22 protein-coding genes are annotated in these 25044 nt (G+C 46.5%); 14 read left to right on the top strand and 8 right to left on the bottom strand.

The features are described from left to right. Nucleotides 1-12: 12 nt before the first annotated feature. The 3 genes from AC1EK1_RS01405 to AC1EK1_RS01395 all read right to left on the bottom strand — a co-directional run bounded on the left by AC1EK1_RS01405 (nucleotide 13) and on the right by AC1EK1_RS01395 (nucleotide 5031). The gene (locus AC1EK1_RS01405) at nucleotides 13-1413 is read right to left on the bottom strand and encodes a DUF3945 domain-containing protein (protein ID WP_023058451.1); all 1401 of its coding nucleotides are present in this window, start codon (nucleotides 1411-1413) and stop codon (nucleotides 13-15) included. 172 nt (nucleotides 1414-1585) lie between these two features. Next, complete coding sequence (locus tag AC1EK1_RS01400; protein WP_023058494.1) at nucleotides 1586-3283, bottom strand: ABC transporter ATP-binding protein; 1698 nt, start codon at nucleotides 3281-3283, stop codon at nucleotides 1586-1588. Between the two features lie 2 nt (nucleotides 3284-3285). Then, nucleotides 3286-5031, bottom strand: coding sequence for an ABC transporter ATP-binding protein (locus AC1EK1_RS01395; protein ID WP_036878971.1), 1746 nt, complete (start codon nucleotides 5029-5031; stop codon nucleotides 3286-3288). A 198-nt stretch (nucleotides 5032-5229) separates the two neighbouring features. Here AC1EK1_RS01395 and AC1EK1_RS01390 point away from each other — a divergent pair, with 198 nt between their 5' ends. From AC1EK1_RS01390 to AC1EK1_RS01375, 4 genes are all read left to right on the top strand, one after another. Beyond that, entirely contained in the window at nucleotides 5230-7605 is a 2376-nt protein-coding gene (locus AC1EK1_RS01390; RefSeq protein ID WP_036873531.1) for a TonB-dependent receptor, read from the top strand. A 17-nt stretch (nucleotides 7606-7622) separates the two neighbouring features. Next, entirely contained in the window at nucleotides 7623-8831 is a 1209-nt protein-coding gene (locus AC1EK1_RS01385) for an NHL repeat-containing protein (protein ID WP_023058479.1), read from the top strand. 124 nt (nucleotides 8832-8955) lie between these two features. Continuing rightward, the gene (locus AC1EK1_RS01380; protein WP_023058437.1) at nucleotides 8956-9936 is read left to right on the top strand and encodes a helix-turn-helix domain-containing protein; all 981 of its coding nucleotides are present in this window, start codon (nucleotides 8956-8958) and stop codon (nucleotides 9934-9936) included. 472 nt (nucleotides 9937-10408) lie between these two features. Further along, nucleotides 10409-10732 carry an RteC domain-containing protein gene (locus AC1EK1_RS01375; protein WP_023058485.1) on the top strand — a complete coding sequence of 108 codons (324 nt, stop codon included), beginning with the start codon at nucleotides 10409-10411 and terminating at the stop codon, nucleotides 10730-10732. A gap of 42 nt (nucleotides 10733-10774) precedes the next feature. On the opposite strand, the gene AC1EK1_RS01370 is transcribed toward AC1EK1_RS01375, so the two are convergent. From AC1EK1_RS01370 to mobA, 5 genes are all read right to left on the bottom strand, one after another. Next, a complete protein-coding gene (locus tag AC1EK1_RS01370) occupies nucleotides 10775-11812 on the bottom strand; it encodes a PDDEXK nuclease domain-containing protein (protein ID WP_023058422.1) in 1038 nt (345 codons plus the stop codon). A 32-nt stretch (nucleotides 11813-11844) separates the two neighbouring features. Then, nucleotides 11845-12048, bottom strand: a complete 204-nt coding sequence (locus AC1EK1_RS01365; protein WP_196491339.1) for a permease of the drug/metabolite transporter — start codon at nucleotides 12046-12048, stop codon at nucleotides 11845-11847. 311 nt (nucleotides 12049-12359) lie between these two features. Continuing rightward, nucleotides 12360-14375, bottom strand: coding sequence for a conjugal transfer protein MobC (mobC, locus tag AC1EK1_RS01360; protein WP_023058402.1), 2016 nt, complete (start codon nucleotides 14373-14375; stop codon nucleotides 12360-12362). Nucleotides 14376-14387: 12 nt separating this feature from the next. Further along, the gene (gene mobB, locus AC1EK1_RS01355) at nucleotides 14388-15617 is read right to left on the bottom strand and encodes a conjugal transfer protein MobB (protein ID WP_023058425.1); all 1230 of its coding nucleotides are present in this window, start codon (nucleotides 15615-15617) and stop codon (nucleotides 14388-14390) included. Continuing rightward, nucleotides 15602-16015, bottom strand: a complete 414-nt coding sequence (gene mobA, locus AC1EK1_RS01350) for a conjugal transfer protein MobA (RefSeq protein ID WP_036873522.1) — start codon at nucleotides 16013-16015, stop codon at nucleotides 15602-15604. The genes mobB and mobA overlap by 16 nt, the downstream gene beginning before the upstream one ends. 788 nt (nucleotides 16016-16803) lie before the next feature. Between mobA and AC1EK1_RS01345 the strand changes: the two genes are divergently transcribed. The 10 genes from AC1EK1_RS01345 to traJ all read left to right on the top strand — a co-directional run bounded on the left by AC1EK1_RS01345 (nucleotide 16804) and on the right by traJ (nucleotide 25038). Then, nucleotides 16804-17586, top strand: a complete 783-nt coding sequence (locus tag AC1EK1_RS01345; protein WP_023058466.1) for a ParA family protein — start codon at nucleotides 16804-16806, stop codon at nucleotides 17584-17586. Continuing rightward, nucleotides 17570-17998 carry a DUF3408 domain-containing protein gene (locus AC1EK1_RS01340; protein WP_004365107.1) on the top strand — a complete coding sequence of 143 codons (429 nt, stop codon included), beginning with the start codon at nucleotides 17570-17572 and terminating at the stop codon, nucleotides 17996-17998. Before AC1EK1_RS01345 ends, AC1EK1_RS01340 begins: the two co-directional genes overlap by 17 nt. A 1-nt stretch (nucleotide 17999) precedes the next feature. Then, nucleotides 18000-18587 (top strand): hypothetical protein, encoded by a 588-nt coding sequence (locus tag AC1EK1_RS01335; protein WP_023058486.1) that lies wholly within the window; start codon nucleotides 18000-18002, stop codon nucleotides 18585-18587. 24 nt (nucleotides 18588-18611) lie between these two features. Then, on the top strand, nucleotides 18612-19370 hold the full coding sequence (locus AC1EK1_RS01330; RefSeq protein WP_023058465.1) for a ParA family protein: 759 nt from the start codon (nucleotides 18612-18614) through the stop codon (nucleotides 19368-19370). Then, nucleotides 19358-19969, top strand: coding sequence for a hypothetical protein (locus AC1EK1_RS01325; RefSeq protein WP_036878918.1), 612 nt, complete (start codon nucleotides 19358-19360; stop codon nucleotides 19967-19969). The genes AC1EK1_RS01330 and AC1EK1_RS01325 overlap by 13 nt, the downstream gene beginning before the upstream one ends. Before the next feature lie 147 nt (nucleotides 19970-20116). Further along, nucleotides 20117-20416, top strand: a complete 300-nt coding sequence (locus AC1EK1_RS01320; RefSeq protein ID WP_004365102.1) for a DUF4134 domain-containing protein — start codon at nucleotides 20117-20119, stop codon at nucleotides 20414-20416. Nucleotides 20417-20420: 4 nt separating this feature from the next. Beyond that, nucleotides 20421-20798 carry a DUF4133 domain-containing protein gene (locus AC1EK1_RS01315; RefSeq protein ID WP_023058419.1) on the top strand — a complete coding sequence of 126 codons (378 nt, stop codon included), beginning with the start codon at nucleotides 20421-20423 and terminating at the stop codon, nucleotides 20796-20798. Continuing rightward, nucleotides 20795-23281, top strand: coding sequence for a TraG family conjugative transposon ATPase (locus AC1EK1_RS01310; RefSeq protein ID WP_023058394.1), 2487 nt, complete (start codon nucleotides 20795-20797; stop codon nucleotides 23279-23281). Before AC1EK1_RS01315 ends, AC1EK1_RS01310 begins: the two co-directional genes overlap by 4 nt. A 33-nt stretch (nucleotides 23282-23314) precedes the next feature. Further along, entirely contained in the window at nucleotides 23315-23944 is a 630-nt protein-coding gene (locus tag AC1EK1_RS01305) for a DUF4141 domain-containing protein (protein WP_023058438.1), read from the top strand. Between the two features lie 2 nt (nucleotides 23945-23946). Further along, nucleotides 23947-25038, top strand: a complete 1092-nt coding sequence (traJ, locus tag AC1EK1_RS01300) for a conjugative transposon protein TraJ (protein WP_036883445.1) — start codon at nucleotides 23947-23949, stop codon at nucleotides 25036-25038. Nucleotides 25039-25044: the final 6 nt, after the last annotated feature.

Here is a 25044-nt window from a genome sequence, read left to right as displayed (position 1 = left end):
AGTGGTGGCGGATTACATTTTCATTCCCTTGGAACGCTTCTGTTCCTGCTTCTCTTCTTTCTGCTCGGCGGTGGGCTGTGTCTGTCCTTCTTTCAGAGGCTCTTTCACATGCTTCGTCGCTTCGTTGGTCTTGCCTTCGGAATTGACGGCTACCTGTGTCTTGGAGGCGTTGTCGGGAACAACTTCTTTGGCTTGGGGCTTGTCGGGATTCCATTTGAAGAAATCGAACTTGTCCTTCTCAAAGTTGGCACGGACGTATGCGTTGAACGGCTGTCCCTGCTTGTCTTTCAAGCCTTCCATATAGACCGTTCCGCCTTCCTTGAGCTTGGCTTGCTCTTCCGGCGAGACCTCCCTTCCCAACAACTTCTTGGGTATGCGGACTCCTTGCCGCTTCTCCTGATTTTCTGCTTTACGGCTGTCTTGCTGCTGTCCTTGGCTTTGCTTGGGTGAGCCGAAACGAAATTCAATTGCCCGCTTGTCGGCGTTGAACTGGAGGTTGGCGTTGAAACTCTTTCCCGTCTTGGCTGTCATTCCCTCCACATAGATGCTCTTGCCTTCCGACAAATCCTTCTTCTGCTCTTCGCTCAGTTTTACGCCCTTGATTTCATCAGGGATACGAACTTTATCGGCACTCAAAGCGATGATGTCGTTGGTCAGTCGGTCGATACTCACGAAACTGCGGGTGGGTTTATCGCTATTGGGAAAGGTCAGTTCCACGGTACGTCCGAGGTTGCCCGTTTCTCTCAGGGCATTCTTGTCCTCGTCGGTGAAGGTGTGCCCGAAGAACTCCCGCTCCAACTGAGGCTCCTTGCGGATGGCGTGGACAACGGGGATAAATCTGCCGTCCTCTGTCTCACGTAATGAAAGGCGTGCGTCCGTATGGAGAGCTACGTCTCCGATTTTTACGCTGATGGGGACAAGGTGGGGTGATTTTCGGTATTTTAGCATGGCTTCAAGCTCCTTGCCCTTTTCAAGGCTCTCACGGCTCACGCCCATCTTGGAGAACTGCTCCCAGTCAATCTTCTCGGGGTCTATCTCCTGAAAGGTCCGCTTCTGCTCTCCTGCATAGTCCGAAGGAATCACACGGGCAGAGTCCAGCATCTCCTTGTTGGAGGGGACATCCGGAGCTTTGAGCATCTCGGCGAGAACCCGTGCGCTGGCAACAACACCCTCGAAGGGGACTTTGAAGAAGTGAAATTGTGTGGGGTTCTTGAACTGCCGCATGAAGTTGGAGAGGAAATTCTCCAAGGCGTTGCTGTGCTTGTCGAACTTCAAGAAACTCTGCTCATGTTCGGCGGTAGGCGGTACAGTTTTCAGTCCGCCTTTCTCGTCCGTCCCTGAGACGGCTTTGAGATTCTCGTCCTTGGGGTCTTTCACCAAAAGGACTTCTTGGTCTTTGATTTTTTCGTCCATATTACAATGTATTTAATGACACCAACAGCGGTGTATGAACAAAGGTAAATCAAAGAAACTGTGCATATTAGCAGTTGGAAATAACTGCGTACTTGTGGCATTGATATGGATGAAAGTGGCAAAAAAAGAGGTATGACTCAACACCATACCTCCATATTTTTTATTGATTAAATTATTGCATCGACAATAGTTTGCAGTACATTCCGTCTTTTGCTGCAAGTTCTGAATGCGTCCCGTTCTCTACAATGCGTCCCTTGTCCATCACGATAATCTGATTAGCATTGCGAATGGTTTGCAGGTGATGGGCTATGACCAAAACTGTACGATTTCGGATAAGGGCGGACATCGCCTGTTGTATCTTATATTCATTGACAGGATCGACATTGCTCGTTATCTCGTCCAAAAGAATGATGGGAGCATCTTTTAGGAACGCACGGGCGATTGAAAGCCTTTGTTTCTGCCCTCCAGATAGTCCCAAACCGTTTTCTCCGATTTTTGTTTCATAACCTTCCGGCAGACTGACGATAAAATCGTGTATCATCGCCCGTCGTGCAGCTTCCTCGATTTCTTCCTGCGTAGCATTGCGGTTGCCCACTTTGATATTATTGGCAATGGTATCTGAAAAGAGAATAACATTCTGCATCACTACACTGATTTTACCGAGTAGATAATCATAGTCCATTTCTCGAATGTCTATACCACCGATACGAATACTGCCGGTCTGCGGTTCCCAGAAACGGAGTAACAGGTTGGTAATGGTTGTTTTACCAGAACCTGACGAGCCAACAAGTGCCGTTACCGTTCCTTCGGGAACATGGAACGTGAGATCTTTCATCTCAAAACCTTCCTTCTCATAATGGAAACCAACTTTGTCAAAGGAAAGATTGAAATGGGTTGCTGTTTTCGGCTGTTCAGGATTGGTGATAACAGGGGCATTCAACAAATGGGAAATGCGTCCGTAGCTGTCCTTTACCTTGATGTAATTCAGCCAATGACTTTCCATATTGACAAAAGGCTTGTAGAATTCTTTTGAGACGATGACGAACATCAGATAAGCGAAAAGAGAAAGTTCACCTTGCTGTGTCCACCAAAGACCGATTGTAGCCATCAGAGCGAAAGCCAATTCTATCAAAAAAGTGTATCTACCCACACTTACAGCAGCCAAACGGGAAATATTCTTACTGCTTTCTCCAAATTCACTGACAGAGTGGTCGAGTCTGTCACGGAACATTCCTTTTCCACCAAACACTTTCAGCACGGGTATGCCCTTGACATATTCCACGAAGAGACTGACCATATCCGCCAGATTATCCTGTGCCTCCTCCTGTGCTTTCATTCCCGAACGAATGCCCCGATACAGAGAAAATAGGGCAATGGGAAGAATGGCAACCATCGTCAATCCCATGCGCCAGTCCACACAGAACAGCCCGACGCCGAGTATCAGAGCTACAATGAAGTCGGCGGACATTCGCGTCCAAAGATGACCCACAACCATCTCCATATTATCGACGTCTTTGTGAATGACTGTACTTATCTCTCCCAGACGCTCATTGGTATAGAAACCGAGTGAAAACATTTTCAGTTTCAATATGATTTTCTCGCGGATACGTTCCACAAGATCAAATCCGGCAAAATGCTTACTCATATCGGCAATGGCATTGGATATGGTTTTCAAGACCAGCAGACTGCCGAGTACCCATGCTGCCAAAATGAAAGAGATGCTTTCTCCCTGTATATGACGGTTGATGAGAAACAAGACTGTGAGCATTATCGCCGTGCCGCAAAGGGCATAAACCACGAAAAACAGTGCGGAGATAATCAGATGCCGCACTCCGCGAGCGGTCAATTCATTCAGTATATTGCGTACCATTCTTATTCCTCCTCTTCTTTTAATTGCCATTTACTTACTTGTTCCTGTGTTTCCGTCATATTGCGGTACAGAGAACAGTCTTTCATCAGTTCTTGGTGTGTTCCTTTCGACACAACCTGCCCTTTGTCCATCACAACAATACGCTCCATATCCTGAATGGTATTGAGACGGTGAGCAATCGCAATGACGGTCTTGTTGCGCTGCAATTCATCAAGAGCTTCTTGAATTAGTTTCTCATTCTCTCCGTCCAATGCGGCAGTAGCTTCATCGAGAATAACTATTGGAGAGTCTTTGAGCAATATTCGGGCAATGGAAATACGCTGTTTTTCTCCGCCGGAGAATTTTACGCCGGCTTCGCCTGCCAGCGTATCATAACCATTCGGCAAGCCCATGATAAAATCATGAATACGAGCACGCTGTGCTGCCATTTCCACTTCCTTTTGTGTGGCGGTTGGTCTTCCTATACGGATATTATCCCGAATGGTTGTGTTAAAGAGAAAAACCTCCTGCTGTACCATCGAAAAATAATCAGCGATATTACGTTCGGAGAGTTCCGTAATATTCTCTCCTCCCAGTCGTATAGTACCTGTTTGGGGTTGCCAGAACCCCATCATCAAACTTGCCAGCGTGGTTTTTCCCGACCCGGATTCGCCCACGATTGCAGTATGGCTTCCTCTCGGAAATTGAAGACATACATCTTTCAGCGCATTGTCTTCCTTGTTTGGATAGGAGAACGTAACATGCTCGAAACAAACATCCGTCTGTGTCGTATCTGTTTTCTTGTCCGCAGTTTCCTTTGTCTGTACCTCTGTAATGGACTGTACTTTTGCCAACGACTGACCATAGACGATTCGGAAATGTTGGAATGTTGCCAACTTAGCAAAGGAGGACGAGAATAGTCCGCCCAATATCAGGGCAAGGATAAAACGTGCCACCGTCAGTTCGCCCGAAGTCATCAGCCATAGCCCGACAAGGGTCATTACCACGATACCACCTTCCAAGAACATCGTTATGAGCGCCATCGGAACAGTAACGCTGAACATGCTCCGCTTCACCCAATGAATATAATCGCGCATACCGCCAAGTACCCGTACCGTTCTGTTTTCCTCGTTACTGAAAGCCTTGATTACCGATATGGTAGCCACATATTCCAAAAGGTCTTCCGACATTTTTTGCGTACTTTCCATAAAGTGTTGAAAGTTCTTTCCCCAAAGTGTTTTGACAGCCATTTGCAGAAGAAATGCTACAGGCAAAAGAGAAATGAGCGACAGCCCCAAACGCCAGTCCAACACCATAATGATTATCCAGAGTAAGGCAGGAAAAAGCGTAGCCGAAAGGATTTCAGGTAATCCGTGCGCTAAATAAATTTCAATTTGTTCCACATCGTGGTTGATAATATTCACCAATTCGCCAACTTTCCGTTCTTGAAAGAAACCGAGTGGCAAGCGTTGCAGATGACTTATGATACGCAACCTCAATCGTGTAAGGGCATTGTAAGCCGACCGGTGTGCCCGCCAAATCGATGTTCCATAGAATACTCCCCGAAGCAGTGCGAATAGTACCATTATTCCTCCAATACCCGAAACTATTATGGGAGAGAGCGTGCCATTCATCAACTTATCCACTGCCCATACTACCAGCAGTATAGGGAGTGTACCAAAAATAAGGTGCAATATGACCACTGCATTGGAGAGCAGACTGCGGCTCTCCCGTTCCTCATCAAGAGGTCTGACTTTTTGTTTATCCATATATGTGTCGTTTTGATTTTTCTGCTGCAAAGGTACGGCAACGAACATGGGTAAAATAACCCCGATAAGCATTACACTACCCCCAAACAACAATTTGCACGCATATAAACACAACAGGGGCATAAGCGTGAACAGCGGGGGTATTTATTTACTCGGCAGGTAAGTACCTTTGCACAGAATTTCATAAACAAATAAGATATGTCAATCAGCTCAATAGTCCATTTATATAAAAGAATGCTCATTGTCGGATTTCTATTGTTGTGGTCTTATCCTATGTTTGCACAACTGCAACCAACTGAAATAAAAGTTATTGATGCAGAGACTGGAGACAACATAGAATTTGCCACCATACAATGGAAAGGTTTGAATGCTCCAACGTACACGAATGGTACGACTACAAATAGGAAAGGCATTGCAAAACTAAATGCATCAAGTAATCAAAAACTTATGCTTATGGTAAGTTATGTCGGCTATCAGTCTATTACCGATACGATTACTGCAAATGGGAAGCGTTATACCATAAAACTACTCCCGGAATCAACAGAGCTGGCAGATGTAGTCGTAGTTGGGAAAACAAGAACACAAGTTCTCAGAGAGTCGCCTGAAGCAGTTTCTGTAATAAATGCGAAAGAACTTCAAGGCAGATCTATTTCGTTAGAAACCGTTTTGAATAAAACCATAGGTTTGAAAGTCGGGCATACCGGTGGTTTGGGGAGCAGTTCGAGAATTATTGTTCATGGATTGGAAGGAAACCGCATTCAAATCTTATGGGACGGAATACCAATGAGTACTTCTGATGGGGCTTTTTCTCTTGATGAAATTCCGATAGACATTATAGAAAGAATAGAAGTCTATAAGAGTATCATTCCTGCCCGTTTCGGTTGCGATGGATTGGGAGGCGCTGTCAATATCGTTACGAAAGAGTTTAGTACGGATTATTTAGATGCCTCGTATGAATTAGGTTCTTATCAAACACACAAAGGAAGCGTCTTCTCTCGCAAGAATTTTCCAAAGAGTGGCATTCTGCTCGGTGCGGGAGGTTATTATACATCTGCAAAGAATGACTACTCTTTCAGAGTTCCCGAGAGAGAGAATCTGTTGGTAAGGCGTGACCATGACCGTTTTCGTTCGTATATGTTGAAAGGAAAAATTGCTTTCACGAAACTTTGGTTCAATGAGATTAGTACCGAGTTCGGGTACTATAATCGTTTCAATGAAATCCAAGGCATCTTAAAAAACATACAACACGCCGAAGACCAATCAGGAATGTTTATGTTGGAAAACAAACTGATAAAAAGCGGAATGCTGAACGACCGCCTTCACTTTGAGTCCCATTTCTCCCTCTCGCATACAACAAACAATTTTGTGGATACGGCACGAGTTAATCACGATTTCGAGGGAAACATATATCCGAGTCCGAACGGAATGGGAGAAACGGGGGACGTCCCTCATAACTCAAACGACAAAGGATTGGAAATCAACGAACGTATCAATCTTGATTACAGATTGTCTGCCAATCACAGTTTGAATCTGAACACACTCATTAACTATGCACGAAGACAACCGAGCGATAACATTGCAAGTCAGCATGCAGGTTTTGTCATCGGGGGATTTCCCAGTAAAAAGACCAGTGTCGTATCGGGGTTGACTTGGGAGGCAAAACTCTTTGACAAGAAACTGACGAATATGCTCTCCGCAAAGTATTTCCACCTCCATTCCGAGATAGAAGATTTGACTTCATACGAGATGATTGAGGCTCCGAAGAAAAAGAACAATACGACCTCACAAATCGGCTGGATAGAGGCAATAAAATACGAGCCTTTCAGAGGTTTTCATCTGAAAGCATCTTACCAGCGGGCAATACGCCTCCCCAATTCGCAAGAGTTGTTCGGCGATGGTATCATCACCTTTCCTGCTGCTGGATTGAAACCGGAGAAAAGCCACAACTTCAATCTGGGCTTCTTGATAGATAAAAACGACATACTCGGCTTATCGCGATTGCAGTTTGAAGTGAACGGCTTTTATATGCAGGTAAGTGATATGATAAAACTGATGAAACAGCACATGGCAGCCGGATATGTGAACGCAGAAAAGGTACATATTAAAGGTATAGAAACCGAATTAAAACTGGACATCTCACCAACGGTCTATGCCTACGGAAATCTGACTTATCAAGATGTGCGCGATGTCTTGAACTATTTACCCGGTACCCAAGCCCCCAATCCGACAAAAGGATTGCGACTGCCGAACATTCCCTATTTATTCGCCAACTTCGGGGCGGAGTATCACAGCGACCGGTTATTCAAGAATTGGTATGTCAAGGCTTTCTGGGACGGCAAATTTACTGAGGAGTTCTTCTATTTCTGGGAACTAACCGAATTGCAGAAACGACGTATTCCCCGCAGTTTCGTCAATGACATAGGTCTGCTACTGACCTACAAAAACAAATATTCCGTAGCCTTGGAATGCCATAATATAATGAACAAAGAGGTCTGGGACCAGTTCCGCCAACCATTGGCAGGACGGACATTCCACCTCAAATTCAGGTACGTCTTCTCGAAAGGAATTTTCTAATTTAACAAATATAAAAGATGAATACAACAATTTTCAATCGCATAGCCTTTTCCGCTATGCTGGTCGGCGTCATAGGGCTGACATCTTGTAACAAAAATGATGAACCTACGCCTACCCCTCAAGAGGTGCAGCAGCATTTTGTCTTTATCAATCAGATTGACCAAAAGACCGACTATTTGGGGACATTCTCGGATCTCTTGCAGAAAGAGGTCAACAATAAAAATACATACGAGTTCGGCTTCGGTACTTATCCCTTTGTCCATGGCAATATAGTATTGATTGCCGAAGGAGTGTGGGGCGATAAAATTCATCAATTCACTAGAGATACCAAAGGACATTTGGTGAAAGGTCAGACAATGACTTTTGGGCAGGACTCTCGTCCGGGAGAAATTGCTTTCTTCAATAATGAAACAGCCTATGTATCGCTCAGTAAACGAGGGAAGATTGGCATATTCAATCCTCAAACAATGCAGCAAAAAGATGAGATTGATCTTGCAAAATATGCAACGAATGACAATAATCCCGACCCGGGATGCAATGTAATCCGTGATGGAAAACTTTACGTCTCTCTTAATCAGAAAAATTCACCTCACACCTCATGGCCCGGAACGGGAGCAGAGGTTGCCATCATTGACTTGAAGACAAACACGGTAGAAAAGGTAATTAAAGACAATCGAACTGCATCTGTAGGACTTTTTCGTCATTCCTCGGCTATCAAGGACGAACATGGAGACATCTACTTCTACAGTATAGGCATGGATGGGATGAATCCTTTGAAAGACGGCTTCTTACGTATAAAAAAAGGAACTGATGAATGGGATAAGGATTATTACTTCCAATTATCCAAAACAAAAGTAACAGGTCTAGACACTGATGCTGCCTATATCCTTCCGTTCTATTATGCAGGAGGTGGAATAGCATATGCTTGTATTAACATCCCTGCTTACACTCAACACAATGACCTTATGCAATCATCAATTCTTGATTTCAACTATCAACCGGTTAAAATCAATCTTTGGAATAAAACCATCGAAAAACTCGATCTTCCATTGACCACAAGCATGGGAGCTTTTGCTTGTACACGATATAAGGATTTTATAGTCTTTGGTATGACGTGCAAAGAAGGCACAGGATACTATACTTACAATACCAAAACGGGGGAATGCTCGCAAAGACCAGTTGTTACCACCATAGGAGTACCTTCAAGTTTAATCGCATTTGAATAAGCTCCCATTAAAAACATTTCTCATGGAGCTATTGGTCCTTTTCTAAGAGTAATACGGATAAAAACTTGTGATAATTCGAGTTTTTATCCGTATTTGTTTGTAACTTTGCAAAAAGACATAAAATATGACTATAGAATTTTGTGCCATCAACAAACCCGAAGATTGGATGGAGATGGTTGCCGAGCAATTTGGTACATCAGTAATAAACGATGGATTTACTATTCCTTCTTCTATGGGTAGTGGATTTTTCAAACAGTATTATCCCCTGCCATGGCTCACATTGACTTACATCAATTTCATAGCATACGAGCCGATAACTATGGTACGTCGCTCGGTGGAAAAGTCGAAATGGATTCCTGTGATGTTCTATATCAATGAGCATAAGCACGAGCAGATAATTGGAACAAGTACTAAAACGGTCGGAGTGGACACGCTCGATGGCATCTTTATGCCTTCAAGCAGCATTCCGACTGAGTGGAGTTTTCCACCAAAGAAACGATACGAAAATATTACACTGACTTTCAATAAAGATTGGATTGAAAAGATTGATGCAGCATATGAAACCTATATCGGTCGGCTTCTCCAATCGGACAAGGCTTTTTATTTGTTTGAGACAATTACACCTGCAATGCAACAGGTCTTGGATAACATTAAATCAATAACTGAAATCGACAATCCTTTTTCAACGCTTCATTTGCATGGAAAAACTATGGAATTACTGACGATGTACTTTGAAAAGATCGAAAAACGTTCGGAAGTAAAATCTCTTGCCAACCTAAACTTGAATGATGTTGAATCAGTATTCCGTGTTCGTCGCCAGATTCTTCAAAGTCTCAGTGATGTACCGAGTATTCCCGAATTGGCGCGTGAAGCTAATATGAGCAGTTCCAAATTACAAAAGTGCTTCAAGCAGGTTATTGGAAAAGCTATCGCCGAATATGCCCTATCCGAAAAGATGGAATGGGCAAAACGACTGCTTTCCACTCGCCTCTACTCGGTGTCAGAAGTAGGCTATAAAATTGGATATGCCAATCTCAGTCATTTCACGGAGGCTTTCTGCAAATATCACAGGATAAAACCCAAGCAATATCTTGATTCGTTGTAATTCAACTTAACAGGGGTATCACTATACTTTTTACGGATATTTTGTCTCAATAAAACATATGAACTTTGCCCGTAAATTAAAAGGGCAACGAAGATAACACCTGATGAGAATCTTCTTTTCATATCTCTTGCTCTATCATCTGTTTTGACTATTCAATGTTATTCAGATGTATTTACTCTTTCAGAAGAATAGTAAAACCATTCATAGATTAGGAATATGAAAAGACTCGTAAAAAAGAACTCTTTTAAAATGCTACTCTCTGAAAATACAACGAAAGCTACTGCTTGCTTAATAAGAGAAATCTTAAAGCTCGTAGCCACAGAGAGAAAAGTATGTTCATTATTTAGAACCTTGCATTACACTCGATTTCAATTGCAGATTATCCACGCGAGAACTGGATTAACAGTCGAAATGGGGGAAAAATGTATCGGAGTTACTCTTTGTCATTGACACAGAACTGAAACTGCTAGATATGCGGTTGCATGGATTGTTCCCTGCTCCGCAGAAGTCTGTCAGCAATCTCCGTTGGACAGGCAAAGCGACAGATTTAGTGGAACTCCTTTATGCTCTCGACACCTGCGACTGTATCAACAACGGAGAAATAGGCGTGGAAGAATTGGCAGACGCCCTTTCCGAACTCTTCGGGATAGAGATAAAGAACTGCTACAACGTATATATGAATATGAAGCGTCGCAAAGATGACAGCCGCACTTATTTCCTTGACGAACTCCGTGAGAAACTCAATAAGCGTATGGTGGAGAGCGACCTGAAAGGCGGCAAGTTCAAGAAGCGGTAAATCAAAAGGGAGATATTCCAGATTCGGAATATCTCCCTTCATTCATTCTTTGATAAGCACTTCCAACTTTTGGGCTATAGCCTCTGAGGTTGGAAGCAGTTCCTTGTATGCCTCCGGCAATTCGGGTGATAGGCTGTATGTTGCCACCCCGATAGGCATTGTAGAAGTTTTGAGGGCATATTCTACAATCGTTCGGCTCTTGGATTTACAGATGATAATGCCGATGGCAGGATTTTCATGCGGGAGCCTCACGGTATCATTCAGTACATTGAGATAAAACTCCATCTTTCCTTTATATTCAGGCTTGAACTCTCCGATTTTCAGTTCCACTGCAATCATTGCCTGCAAGCGTCGGTTGTAAAGCAGCAGGTCGATGAAGTACTCCCTGCCATCCACTTCCAATCGGTATTGGTTTCCCATAAAAGAAAAGTCCGTTCCGAACTCCATCAGAAAAGAGCGGATATTCTTGATGATAGCCTGTTCCAACTCATATTCCGAATGTTCCTCTCCCAGTCCGATAAAATCCAGCATATACTCGTCTTTTACGGCAAGCACCGCTTGGTTGCGGATGTTTTCGGGCAGCGTGGTATCAAAGTTGCTTTGTCCGAGCAAAAAGTTCTCATATGTTTTCAGTTCTATCTTGTGTATCAGCACATCCTTAGTCCAACCGTATTTCTTAGTCGCCAGAATATAGAACTGTCTCTGCTGCGTCTCCTTGCACTTAGTCAGAATAACGATATGCTTCGACCAGCTAATTTCTCCAACTAATGGTTGGAGAATTTCGTTCGATTGATATTCTGCGTAAAATCGTGCCATGTCCCACATATTGGAAACTCCGAAGCCCTTGATTCCCGGGAACTCTTTTTGTATGTCCTGTGAGAGGTTTTCCACAACGGATTTTCCCCAACCGAGAGCCTTCTGCTGTTCGGTAATTCGTCTGCCTATCTCCCAATAGAGAGTTATCATTTCCTTATTGACGGCTTTCAATGCCTCATACTGTGCAGAGCGGATTCGCTTTGTTATCTCTTCCTTAAAACTCAGGTATTCCGCCGATGTGAGCGGTATATTGTGCGTACTCATATTCTTTCTTCTTTATAGTATGCTTGTACCTCTTACCGAAAAGCCTTTATGACCCTGAACACTGCCCACAAGCAGGTAAAAGGAGCGGTAAAGACTCCGATGACAACAAAGAGGAGGAGTTTGAGGATGTAGTAAACTATCCACTGCCCGTTTGTCCCTGCTACCATTTTATAAGGAATGTACTTTTCCACAAAGAGATAGCCCGACCATATCGCCATTAGCGTATATCCGGACATCCATCGCATATCCTCAAAACCTTTGGTCGCCAAAAAGTTCCACTTGAAACCTATGGCAAACAGAGCTGCCAAGAGTAACAAACTACATACGCTCCTCCACTTCTCGCCTTGTCTTCTCTTTTGAAAACAAGGCGTGCAAAGTATCGGCACATACCTTTCTGCACATTCAGGGCAAAGTCCCTTTCCGCAATCGGAACATCGGGCTATCGCCGGCTGTTCTATGTGATTAAAGCAATTCATCTGATTCAAATTCTTACGACTTCAAAAATACAAAAATCCACTTGTTGAGCCAAGAAAATTACCACTTATTTTTATGATTTCTTGGTAGTTAAGAGCTTGGATAGTTCGGGATCATTAGCTATCCGTAGCAACTCTCGCTCCACGATTTCCCGCACCTCCGTCTTGACACGGTCATAGTTCGCCTTTATCTCCTGTTCCATCATATCCTCTCCATCTTCATTTGTAAAGTCAGTAAGAACAGGTATCGGACGATAGGCTGCCGTTTCCCTTGCCACCCTCGCATTGTCCACCACAATCTCACAGTGGAAAATCTTCTGTTCGATGCGTTCGGAGAAATTATCGGCAACCGCTCCTACAAACATACCTTGCGTGAGTGTGGAAATTTTGCTCTGAGGTATCAGGCTGTCCATCTGTGTGGAGATGGAAGTGGTCTTGTCGCTACGGGTGATGCTCATACTCTGCCGTTTCTGAAGCACCTTGCCAAACCTCTCCGAGAGCGTCTTTGCCGTCTCACCGACCACCTGTCCCGAAAAAATGTTCCCGACCGTGTTCATTACCACGGCAGCTTCCTTGTCTCCATAATCCCGCTTCAACTGGGAGAAGTCCTGAAAACCTAAACAAACCGCCACTTTGTTGCTTCGTGCGGTGGCAATCAGGTTGTCCAATCCCTTGAAATAGATGGTAGGCAACTCGTCTATCAGCACCGAACTTTTCAGCATTCCTTTCTTATTGATGAGTTTGACAATGCGCGAATTGTACAATCCCAATGCCGCCCCATAGATGTTCTGCCTGTCGGGATTGTTTCCCACACATAGGATTTTGGGAGCTTGGGGATTGTTGATGTCCAATGTAAAATCATCTCCCGTCATAATCCAATAGAGTTGCGGACTGATCATCCTTGACAGCGGTATCTTGGCAGAGGCTATCTGTCCTTGCAACTGGTCTGCCGCCCCTCCGAGCCAAGCGTCCATGAAAGGAGAAAGATAGTTCTCCAATTCAGGATAAGAGGTGAGTATCGGGAAAATATCCTCGTACTTGCGGCAGAGAAACTCAATGGCGTGCGGAAAGGTGCAGTACTTGCCACCTTCAAAGATGCGGAGATACCAGATGATGGCGGCAAAGAGGACGATGGGCGACTCCACGAAGAAATCCCCCTGCTTCTGCACCCACGTTTTGTTCAGGTTGAGCATAATCGTATAAGCCGATTCATAGGCATCCGATATGTCGCTCATGAAATCGGGGTGTATCGGATTGCAGCGGTGCGACCGTCTCGGGTCATCGAAGTTGATCACATAAAACTTCGGCTTGACCTTATAGCCATTTGAATGATGCAGCAGATGATTATACACAATCGTGGAGAGGTCGGGATACTTGAAATCATAACAGTATAACGCAAAGCCTTTCTCAATCTGCTGCTTGATGAAATTGTTGATGATGGCATAGGACTTGCCGCTGCCCGGTGTTCCCAAGACGGATACCGCACGGAAAGGATTGACCACGTTTATCCAACCCTTGTTCCACTTCTTACGATAATAGAAACGGGTCGGCAGATTGACCGAGTACTCGTTTTCCAATAGCCTTGTCTCCTGCATAAAGGATTCGTTTTCCTGATTGAAGACATCCTCCATCAGGTTGTTCTTCAAGAGCCGGCTCATATAGAGTCCCGCCATCAGCAGACAAACATACCCTACGGTTATCGTAAAAGTATAGAGAGCCGCATTCGCCTCTATGGGTAGTGGCAAGGCGAGTATCCACCAATTAAGGAAGAAAAAGACAAAGCCGATGCCCATGAATGCTCCTATTTTCGCCCAAGTGATGTGCTCCTCTTTCACGCCTTTCGTGCCCAGACAGGAAAGACCCATCAGTACCAGCGCAAAGAGTTTGGTATAAAGCATGTTGCCGAACAGCCCCGCCGTGCGATGGAAATTCATCAGTATCCTGTCCACCACACCGATGTTCAGTCCCCATAGTTTGATGGTTTCGTAACAATACCAATAGAGGTGGGCAACTACCAAAATAATACTTACGGCACGCAGAAAATCCATAATTTTCGCCAGTGCCCTCAAATCATCTTCTTGTTGTGACATAGTCTGTTGTTTTTAGAGTTTACGATGTTTTCTTTTCTTACGCTGCATTCTTCTTCTGAACTGCTCTTCCTCCCAATCCGTACCGTGAGCCTCCAACGGCAGGTCAAGCAGACCTCCCAATACGGAGTCTTCATCCGAGTTCGAGGTTTGGGAAAGACTACTTTTTTCACTCTGCTGTATAGAATCGGACAGTTCGGGGTGCGGACGGTCGAACCATTCTGCTACGGCATTCGCCGAAAGTTCCTTGCCCAATCGTGAGCCATTGACCACACATCCGTTATTGTGGTCTATGAAGGTGATGCCATAGAGCCTACCTTCTTCGTTTTCACGGAAGAGTACATCAATACCCTTGCGATGGAGATTATCCCTAAAATCCTCTCTTGTGGCTGAACGATTCATAGCCTGTTCCACGCCCCACTTGGTTTTAGGTGCAAGCTGTTTCTCTTTCAACTTTTCTTTGGCAGTCTTGAATCGGTTTTGCAGGGCTTCATATCCGACAGATTTCCCAAAGACCGAGGACTTGAATGGATTTCCAAACTTTTTGCCATTTTCATCCGTGACAAAATAGACCAGCCCGTTGTAAGGCTTTCCGTGTACTTCTCCCTTAACTTCCTCCACACATATATTATAGGTGGAAAGCAAGGTTCGGTATTCTTTGAAACTCGGACAATGGTAGAATTTGGCTGCCGGTTTGATGACCGAAACCAGTTGCTTTTTAAGGCTTCCCTCTTCGGGACGGACTTTCCGCAAGCGAAACGCTTCCTTGAATTGTTTCCTGTCGGCAGGGTGTAATCCATACTTTTGCTCCATCTCCCGTGTGATACGCTTGCTGGCGTAGAAGTTATTCCCATCGTTAATCTTCCGTCCCGTCTCATCCACTGCCAAGGTCACGATGTGTAGATGATGCCGGTCTATGTCCTCATGCTTATAGACCACGAAAGGCTGATTGCCATAACCCATCTTCTCAATATACTCCAATGCAATGACGGAGAACTGTTCATCGGAGAGCTTGTCATCGGGATGCGGGTTCAGGGAGATATGAATAATGGGCTTTTTCGTGCGAATTTGGCTTGGCATATATGCCATAAAGTCTTGCATGCAAGCAGTAATATCATGCCCACCATCGGCAGGACAGAACACCTTATTCGTCTCCAAGATCTTTGCTACACCTTCGTTTACCTTCTCTCCATTGTACGCCAATGCCCCATATAGTGAGCTTCCGTAACTTATTTTTGCGACCATTTCTCTTGAAATTCTCGGGTTAATTGCACAATTTCCCCTCCGATGACCGCCAATTCGAGTGTCATTTTCTCCAACTTGGCGAGCATCGCAAAGGCTTTCTTCTCCGTAAAATTGCTTTTCAAAGCGACTACAGTTTGATTATAATTCACTCCGACACTGCGAAATTGTCCGTACAAAGTCGTCAGTTTCTGATAATAATCGAGCAACGAGCGATCCACTTTTATCACCCGAAAGGTCTCGTTGAAAACTCTTGCCTTGATGAATGCCGATAAACTCTGAACACCTGCCACTTCCTTCATAGATAGGAATTGTGCAAATTCGGTAGGCGTGAAATTAACGGAAACACGCTTCTCCGTCTTCTCTTTGGAGCTTATACTCCTCATTTCCTTTTGTCTCATTTGTTTACTATGGATTTTAGTGTTTCACGACATCACCGGCATTTGAGGCATCGCATTCTTCTTATCAAGAAAAAACGACTTCGGAGTTTTTTCAGCTCTCTGCAAGAGCAAGGGTTTTATGCTGCAAAAACGAAGTCGTGCAGCATAAGACATACCTTGCTATTTGCACGGACGCAAATAAATCCGTCCCGAAGGACGGTGCGTTACCTTCTCGAAAAGAATATCTCCTAATGCCTTCAATGCACCGGCTCATCGCTTGGGTGCAAAGTTACTACCTATTGTGTATAAGTTAGTTACAAGCAACGAAGCCATAAACAACCAAATCGAAGCCACAAGTACGCACTTAGTAAAAAGGGGGCGAAAACAGCTTGAAAGACATCTATATTTGCCCCGTCAGACAGGTGTTCACCGGTAGGAGGGCATACCAACTTCCACAAGTCTAAACACCTGTTTGTAGCTACTTGAACAGGCAACCAAGGGTATGGCAATAGGAATGAGAATGGGCATAGGGCAGCAGCTCCGTATATACTTGCACAAGTGTACAATGGGAGACGTGCGGGAGGATGTATGCAAGTGTATCCCCCGTCATGTTTTCCGATACTTAGGCAAGGAGGGAAATCCCCCTCCAAGTAAGGCTCTATTCCCTTATCAAAGCCTCCGGCGGTATGCCCACATGGAAATCCATTTCCTTATGGCGGCAATTCCCCATCTGCCTTTTCAGAGGAGTAAAACAAGGTGTGCATACACCTTCCCATCCATATATGTAAAACCATTAAACAGAAAATGAAATGAAAAAGAAACCTGTTTTTATCGCCTTCTCCACTCAGAAGGGTGGTGTCGGCAAAACGACCTTCACGGTCTTGGCAGCAAGTTACCTGCACTATGTTTGCGGGTATAATCTGATTGTCGTGGATTGCGATTATCCGCAATTCAGCATCAATGCCATGCGTCAGCGTGATGCACAAGGCTTGGAACGCAACCCATCGCTGCAGGAATTGGCTGTCGCCCAGTTCTCCGGTGGGTCTAAGTCCACATACACCATTCTATGTTCAACGGCAGATACAGCCGTGGAAACAGTCAGGGAATATCTGGAAACGAATGAAGCGGATACGGATTTCGTCTTCTTTGACCTGCCCGGCACCATCAACAACGATGGTGTGGTGAACACGCTCTCCGGAATGGATTACATCTTTACGCCGATCTCCGCAGACCGTATCTCGTTGGAGAGTACCCTGAGTTTTGCCTCCGTCATCAAGACAGGCATCACCGACAATCCACAGACGGAGAATAAAGGGATATACCTTTTCTGGAACATGGTGGACGGCAGGGAGAAGACACCGCTCTATGCGCTGTACGAAACAGTGATTGCCGAATTGGGACTTCCTCTTTTGCCGACTGCTGTCCCCAATACGACACGCTATAAGAAAGAGGCGACAGATAATGGGGCGACACTGTTTCGTTCCACCATCTTTCCTCCTTCCCGCACCCTTTTGCGAGGCAGCAAATTGAAAGAACTTGTAGAAGATATTCTTAACATCATTAGAACAGAAGATTATGGCAGAGAAGAATAAAGGAAAGGTCGATCCCGTAGCCATTCGGGAATTGATTTCACAGGGTATCCCGATGAAAAAGAAAGAGAGTGAGATGGCTGCATCAGCCACAGTCGAGGAAAAGAAAAACGATATGACTGAAGTACCCCAAGAAACGGCGGAAGAATTCCATTCTCCCATTCGTACCCGTCGCAGGAATGTCGCCAAGGGAGACTATGTATCACTCTTCATGCACCGCAATGATTTGTTTGACCGAAAGGCTATCTACATCTCCAAAGAATTGCAGGATAAGCTGGCGGAGATTGTCCTCTTCATCAGGAAGCGGGAAATGACGCTGGGAATGTATGTCGAAAATATCCTCCTCAAACATTTAGAGGACTACAAGGAAGAAATCAACCGGTTAAGCGAACAGAATTTCAAGAAATTATTGTGACATGAAACAGACATTTTTCATTCTGCTGCTGGTCGGCTTAGCCTATCTCGGCAGCGTGCAGGTCGTGCGTTTCCTGTACGACCTCTATCGAAAAGCCAAGCGACTCTATCAAGACTTAAGACTCTTCTTTAAGGAACGGGGAAAAGACAAAGTCGTTGTTACTATACGTATTCCCAAGCGGGAGTTCGTACAAGAGGAGAATGTCCTGTTGGCCGAACTTCCCATAACACCCGAAGAGGAGGACGAGGAGAATAGCAAGCCTGTTCTATCTTCGGAACTTCTGGATATGGAGAGTGAAGAGGAGTACGTTCAGGTGGAGTTTGAGGGAGAAAGCCATTCTCTCTCAGAAAGTATCACTGCGAAAGAACTGCACCACATGGGAAGTGTCCTGTCCCGTAAGGAGGTTCCCATAGAGGAAGAGGTCAAAGCGGCAGAAACCATCTGTAAGTTGCACGATTCACCGATGCTCCAAGAGATAGAGAAAGTTGCCGGCGGACGTATCCATGAACTGCTGGAACGTGTCATGAATCAAGCTCACAAGGCGGTTCAGTCCGGGAACTTCGATTACAGCAAATTTATCAAGATATAGTATTCACCCATCAAAAGAAAAATCATGAGCAATCCGATTCACATCGCCATTGCATCCCCTTTGGGAGGTGTCGGCAAAACCACGCTTACCGTACTTGCGGCAAGTACCCTTCATTATCATTTAGGATACAGCGTTGCGGTAATAGACTGCAATTATCCGCTCTATACGACGGCTTACCTAAGGGGAAAAGAAACTGAGGGACAAAATAAGCAAGGATTTTCCGATAAGTGCCTCAAAAATATGATGCGGCAACCATTATGGCTTCAACCCTATCCAATTGTTTGTGTCCCCATAGCAAAAACATGGAAGGAAGCAGAGCGACTCAATACGGGAATTCGCCCCAAGTGTATCTTTTTCGACCTGCCGCCATTGATGCGAACCGAAGGTACGGTGGAGTTATTGACCCGTATGGATGCGGTCATCTTTCCCGTTACGGGTAATCCGATGGATGCCGATGCCGTCCGCCGCTTCATTGAGATTGTAGGCGAACAGGTATTAACCATGGGCAAGGGAAGCATCAAGGAACTCTGCCTGCTTCGTAACATGGTCGGCTCTTGGGAAAAAGAAGAAGTCCAAGAACGCTGTCGAACGCTTGCCGATGAGACGGGAGCTGTACTTATGCAGACCTCCTTGCCATATTCCAAACATTTCCGTCCATGCTTCGCTGACGGCAAGGCGGGTATCTGCACGCTCCGTTCTCCAAGAGGCGGAACATCAGGTCGGCTTGCCGATAGTTTGGGAAAAGAACTACTCGAAATCATCTCCCGCCTATGTTCCGAATAGTTTTTATAGCATTCCTGCTCTATCTCCTATATTTGCTTCTATTCTTTGGATACGAACGGAGAAAGAGAATGGCAAGACGAAAAGCCAAAAGGGAAGATCTCACAGAAGAGGTTTCCGAGGCTGAAATCATCGGTAAAAGTCGCTTTCAAATATGCCACTCGAAGCCACAAGTACGCAGTTATCCGGAAGTCGATTCTACGGGGAAAAAGAGTTCTACATTTGCCATGGAAAACGGAAACGAGCACTCCGGAGATACGGGAGGACTTCCTGAAATCGACGATGTTCCCCTCTGGTATGAAACGGATGGGGCAACGGCAGGAGAAGAGGAAGAGGTCGAAGTGGCAGTGCCGAACGCTGAAAAGGAGACATACGACGGAGGAATTGACTTTGCACGGGTGCAGGAAGCCTTGTCGGTCATACACCGAAACGCCTCTTCCATAGCGGAGCGACAAAGAGCCGGTGAGACATTGACCGAATTGGAAGGCACTCGTCTGATGGAAACACTCCGAAGCGACAAAGTTCGTTCTTCCACGATAGACGATATTGTCCGCAACCGTTTTGAAGAGCTTTATGTTCCCTCTGAGGGCAAGGGCAAATAGTAACAAACCCATTAAACAGTCAAAGACGATGAAAGAAAAAGAGTACGGCTGACATACGAGAGAAGCCACCACTGAAATCCGAAAGTAACAACAGTATTCACCCGTCGAGAGAACATATCCAATCCTCTCGGCACAAAACAAAGATTTATGACCAAAAGACATTTTCTTATCGCAGCCGTTCTGCTGCTTTCCGCCTATTCCGCCTTTGCCCAAGGCAACGGCTTGTCGGGCATCAACCAAGCCACCAACATGGTAACGTCCTATTTTGACCCTGCCACGAAACTCATCTACGCCATCGGTGCGGTCGTGGGACTTATCGGCGGGGTAAAGGTCTATTCAAAGTTCTCGTCAGGCGACCCGGACACTTCGAAAACCGCTGCAAGCTGGTTTGGAGCCTGTATCTTCCTTATTGTCGCAGCCACCATTTTAAGAAGTTTCTTCCTCTAAGCCTATGGAGACCTATCCCATCAACAAGGGGATCGGTCGTTCGGTAGAGTTTCAGGGACTCAAAAGCCAATACCTGTTCATCTTCGCAGGAGGGCTGCTCGCCCTCTTCGTGCTGTTTGTCATCCTCTACATGGCGGGTGTCAATCAATGGATTTGTATCGGATTCGGAGGTACTGCCGCAGCCATCTTGGTGTGGCAGACCTTCTCCCTGAACAGGAAGTATGGGGAACACGGCCTGATGAAGCGTTCCGCGCTGCACAGCCATCCCCGTTACCTCATCAACCGACGACGCATTCCCCGTCTGCTACGGTACAAGGAGCTGCCAAGACGAAAGAGAAGAGAACGTAAAAGAACAAACAAAGGAAAGGAGGACAAAGAATGAGAAACGTACTGAAAGCCACCACGCTGGAAAACCGCTTCCCGCTGCTTGCCGTCGAAGAGGGCTGCATCATCTCGAAGGACGCCGACATCACGGTCGCTTTCCGTGTGGACTTGCCCGAACTCTATACGGTGACGAGTGCGGAGTATGCCTCTATCCATTCTTCTTGGGTAAAGGCAATCAAGGTGTTGCCGACCTACAGCGTCGTACACAAGCAGGATTGGTTTGTCAAGGAGGGCTACCGTCCGGACTTGCAAAAGGAGGAGATGAGTTTCCTCTCCCGCAGTTTCGAGCGACACTTCAATGAGCGACCGTTCTTGAATCACGCCTGCTATCTGTTCCTGACCAAGACGACCAAGAACCGCAACCGGCAGCAAAGCAACTTCTCCACCCTCTGCCGAGGACATATCATCCCCAAGGAGGTACGGGACAAGGATACTGCCCGCAAGTTCCTCGAAGCGACCGAGCAATTCGAGCGGATTATGAACGAAAGCGGTTTTATTCGCCTCTCTCGCCTAACGGACGAGGAGATTATCGGGACGGCGGAGACACCGGGACTGATTGAGAAGTATTTCTCGCTGTCCCTCTCCGACACGACGGTTTTGGAGGACATCGACCTCAAAGCCGACCAAATGCGTATCGGTGATAAGCGACTCTGCCTGCATACCCTTTCCGATACGGAAGACCTGCCCGGGCTGGTAGGCACGGATATGCGCTATGAGCGTTTATCCACTGACCGCAGCGACTGCCGCCTTTCCTTTGCCGCACCCGTGGGACTGTTGCTGCCGTGCAGCCATATCTACAACCAGTATGTGCTCATTGACGACAGTGCGGAGAACCTGCAACGCTTTGAGAAGAATGCACGGAACATGTACTCGCTCTCCCGCTACAGCCGAAGCAACCAGATCAATAAGCAGTGGATAGACGAGTATCTGAATGAGGCGCACAGCTTTGGGCTTACCTCCGTCCGCTGCCACTGCAACGTGCTGGCATGGAGCGAGGACGGCGAGGAACTCCGATGTATCCGCAACGACGTGGGCAGCCAGCTTGCCTTGATGGAGTGCAAGCCACGGCACAACACCGTGGACGTGCCTACGCTCTTTTGGGCAGGCATCCCGGGCAATGAAGCCGACTTCCCCGCCGAAGAGAGTTTCTACACCTTCATCGAACAGGCGGTCTGCTTCTTCAACGAGGAGACCAACTACCAAGATTCGCTCTCACCGTTCGGCATCAAGATGGCAGACCGCAGCGGCAAGCCGATTCACCTTGACATCTCCGACCTGCCGATGAAGAAAGGCATCATCACGAACCGTAACAAGTTCATCTTGGGACCCTCGGGCAGCGGTAAGTCGTTTTTCACCAACCATCTCTTGAGGCAGTACTGGGAACAGAATACCCATATCGTCTTAGTGGACACGGGAAACAGCTATCAGGGGCTGTGCGAGATGATACGCCACAAGACGCAGGGTGAGGACGGGGTCTATTTCACCTACACGGACGAAAGCCCCATCAGCTTCAACCCGTTCTATACACCGGACAAGGTGTTCGACGTGGAGAAGCGCGAGAGCATCAAGACATTGCTGCTGACCCTTTGGAAGAAGGATAACGAACCTGCCACACGCTCGGAGGAGGTCGCCCTCTCCAATGCCGTGTCGCTCTTTATCGAACGTATCAAGACGGACGACGGCATCGTACCCTCATTCAACAGCTTTTATGAGTTTCTCACTACCGATTATGCGACTTTGCTCCATGATAAGAAGGTCAGGGAAAAGGATTTTGACTTGGCTAATTTTCTCAACGTGCTGGAGCCGTACTATAAGGGTGGAGAATACGACTATCTATTGAACTCGGACAAGCAGCTCGATCTCTTGAACGCCCGCTTTATCGTCTTCGAAATCGACGCGATAAAGGATCATCCCATCCTTTTCCCCATCACGACCATCATCATTATGGAACTCTTCATCAACAAGATGCGACGGCTGAAGGGAATACGGAAAGTCATCCTTATCGAGGAGGCTTGGAAGGCGATTGCGTCCGCAAATATGGCGGGATATATAAAATACCTCTACAAAACGGTAAGAAAATTCTTCGGCGAGGCGGTCGTGGTTACACAGGAGGTGGACGACATCATCCAGTCGCCCATTGTCAAGGAAAGTATCATCAACAATTCCGACTGCAAGATACTGCTTGACCAGCGCAAGTACATGAACAAGTTCGATCAGATACAGGAACTCTTGGGACTGACGGACAAGGAACGGGGGCAGATACTCTCCATCAACCAGAGCAACGATGCCACAAGGTTATACAAGGAGGTGTGGATTGGGCTGGGTGGCGTACAGTCCGCCGTCTATGCCACGGAAGTGTCGAAAGCCGAATACCTCACCTACACGACGGAAGAGACGGAGAAGATGCGTGTGCTTGCCAGAGCCGAGCAACTTGGCGGCAACATGGAGCTTGCCGTCAGGCAACTTGCCGAAGAGAATTAGACAACAATAACATTCACTAAAATCCAAAGTAAAATGAGAAAGAAAATTTTAATGCTTATGGCGTGCGGTTGTCTCATGGCAGGTAGCGCACACGCCCAGTGGGTGGTCACAGACCCCACCAACCTTGCACAGAGCATCATCAACACCACCAAGGAAATCGTGCAGACCTCCAAGACGGTCAAGAACACGCTCGACAACTTCAAGGAGGTGGAGAAGCTCTACAATGAGAGCAAGAAGTACTACGATGCCCTGAAAAAGGTGAACGACCTCGTTCGTGATGCCCAAAGGGTAAAGGAGACCATTCTGATGGTCGGGGAAATCTCCGACATCTATGTGAACAACTACAAGAAGATGCTCTCCGACCCGAACTTCCGACCGGAGGAACTGATAGCCATTGCCAACGGCTATACCAAACTGCTCGGAGAGAGCAACAACCTGCTCAAGGAACTGAAACAGGTGGTGAACATCACCACACTGAAGATGACCGACAAGGAGCGTATGGACGTGGTGGACCACTGCTACAAGGAGGTGAGGGACTACCGCAACCTCGTGCGCTACTACACCAACAAGAACATCTCCGTGAGTTACCTCAGAGCCAAGGCGAAGAAGGATGCGGACAGGGTACTTGACCTGTACGGGACGGACAACGAAAGATACTGGTAGCCATGGGAGCGGAATTTGACAATCTGCATCAGGTGCTCCGTTCGCTTTATACGGAGATGATGCCCATGTGCGGCGACATGATTGCCGTTGCAAAGGGAATTGCGGGCTTGGGTGCTCTCTTCTATGTGGCACTCAGGATATGGCAGACGCTTGCCCGTGCCGAGCCTATCGACGTCTATCCACTGCTCCGTCCGTTCGCTCTCGGTCTCTGCATTCTCTTTTTCCCGATGGTCTTGGACACCATCAACGGTGTGCTCAGTCCCGTCGTGCAGGGAACGCACAAGATGATGGAGACGCAAACCTTCAAGATGGACGAGTACCGCAAGATGCGGGACAAGATAGAGTATGAGTCAATGGTGCGTGACCCGGAGACCGCCTACTTGGTGAGCAACGAGGAGTTCGATAAAAAAATAGATGAACTCGGTCTTTCGCCTTCGGATATGGCAACGATGGCAGGGATGTATGTGGAACGCAGTATGTACAACTTCAAAAAATGGTTCCGTAATATGGTGCGGGAGTTTTTGGAACTGCTCTTCGCCGCTTCCGCCCTGCTCATCGACACGCTCAGGACTTTCTTCCTGATTGTCCTCTCCATCTTGGGACCGATAGCCTTCGCCATCTCCGTATGGGACGGTTTTCAGAGTACCCTCACGCAATGGATTACGAGGTATGTCTCCATCTATTTCTGGCTGCCCGTGGCGGACTTGTTCAGTTCGATGCTGGCAAAAATCCAGGAACTGATGCTCAAGCACGACATCACACAGTTACAGAACGACCCGACCTATTCCATAGATGCCTCGAACGGTGTGTATTTGGTCTTTATGATCATCGGTATCATCGGCTACTTTACCGTTCCCACCGTTGCCGGTTGGATTATCCAAGCGGGAGGTGCAGGGAACTATGGCAAGAACGTGGGACTTGCTGCTTCAAAGGGTGCAGGTATCGCAGGTGCCGTGGGTGGAGCCGTCGGCGGTTTCGCCGGAGGACACGCACGAAATGCGATGAACTATGCGGGTAGCAAGGGCAAGGAGATTGCCGGGAAGTTATTTCATCGGGGAGGAAACAAATCCTCCGAACCATCGGAACAAAATTAAAAAGCT

The sequence above is a fragment of the Porphyromonas sp. C0026D3 genome (assembly GCF_056590775.1).
This window is presented reverse-complemented; position numbering and strand designations above follow the sequence as displayed.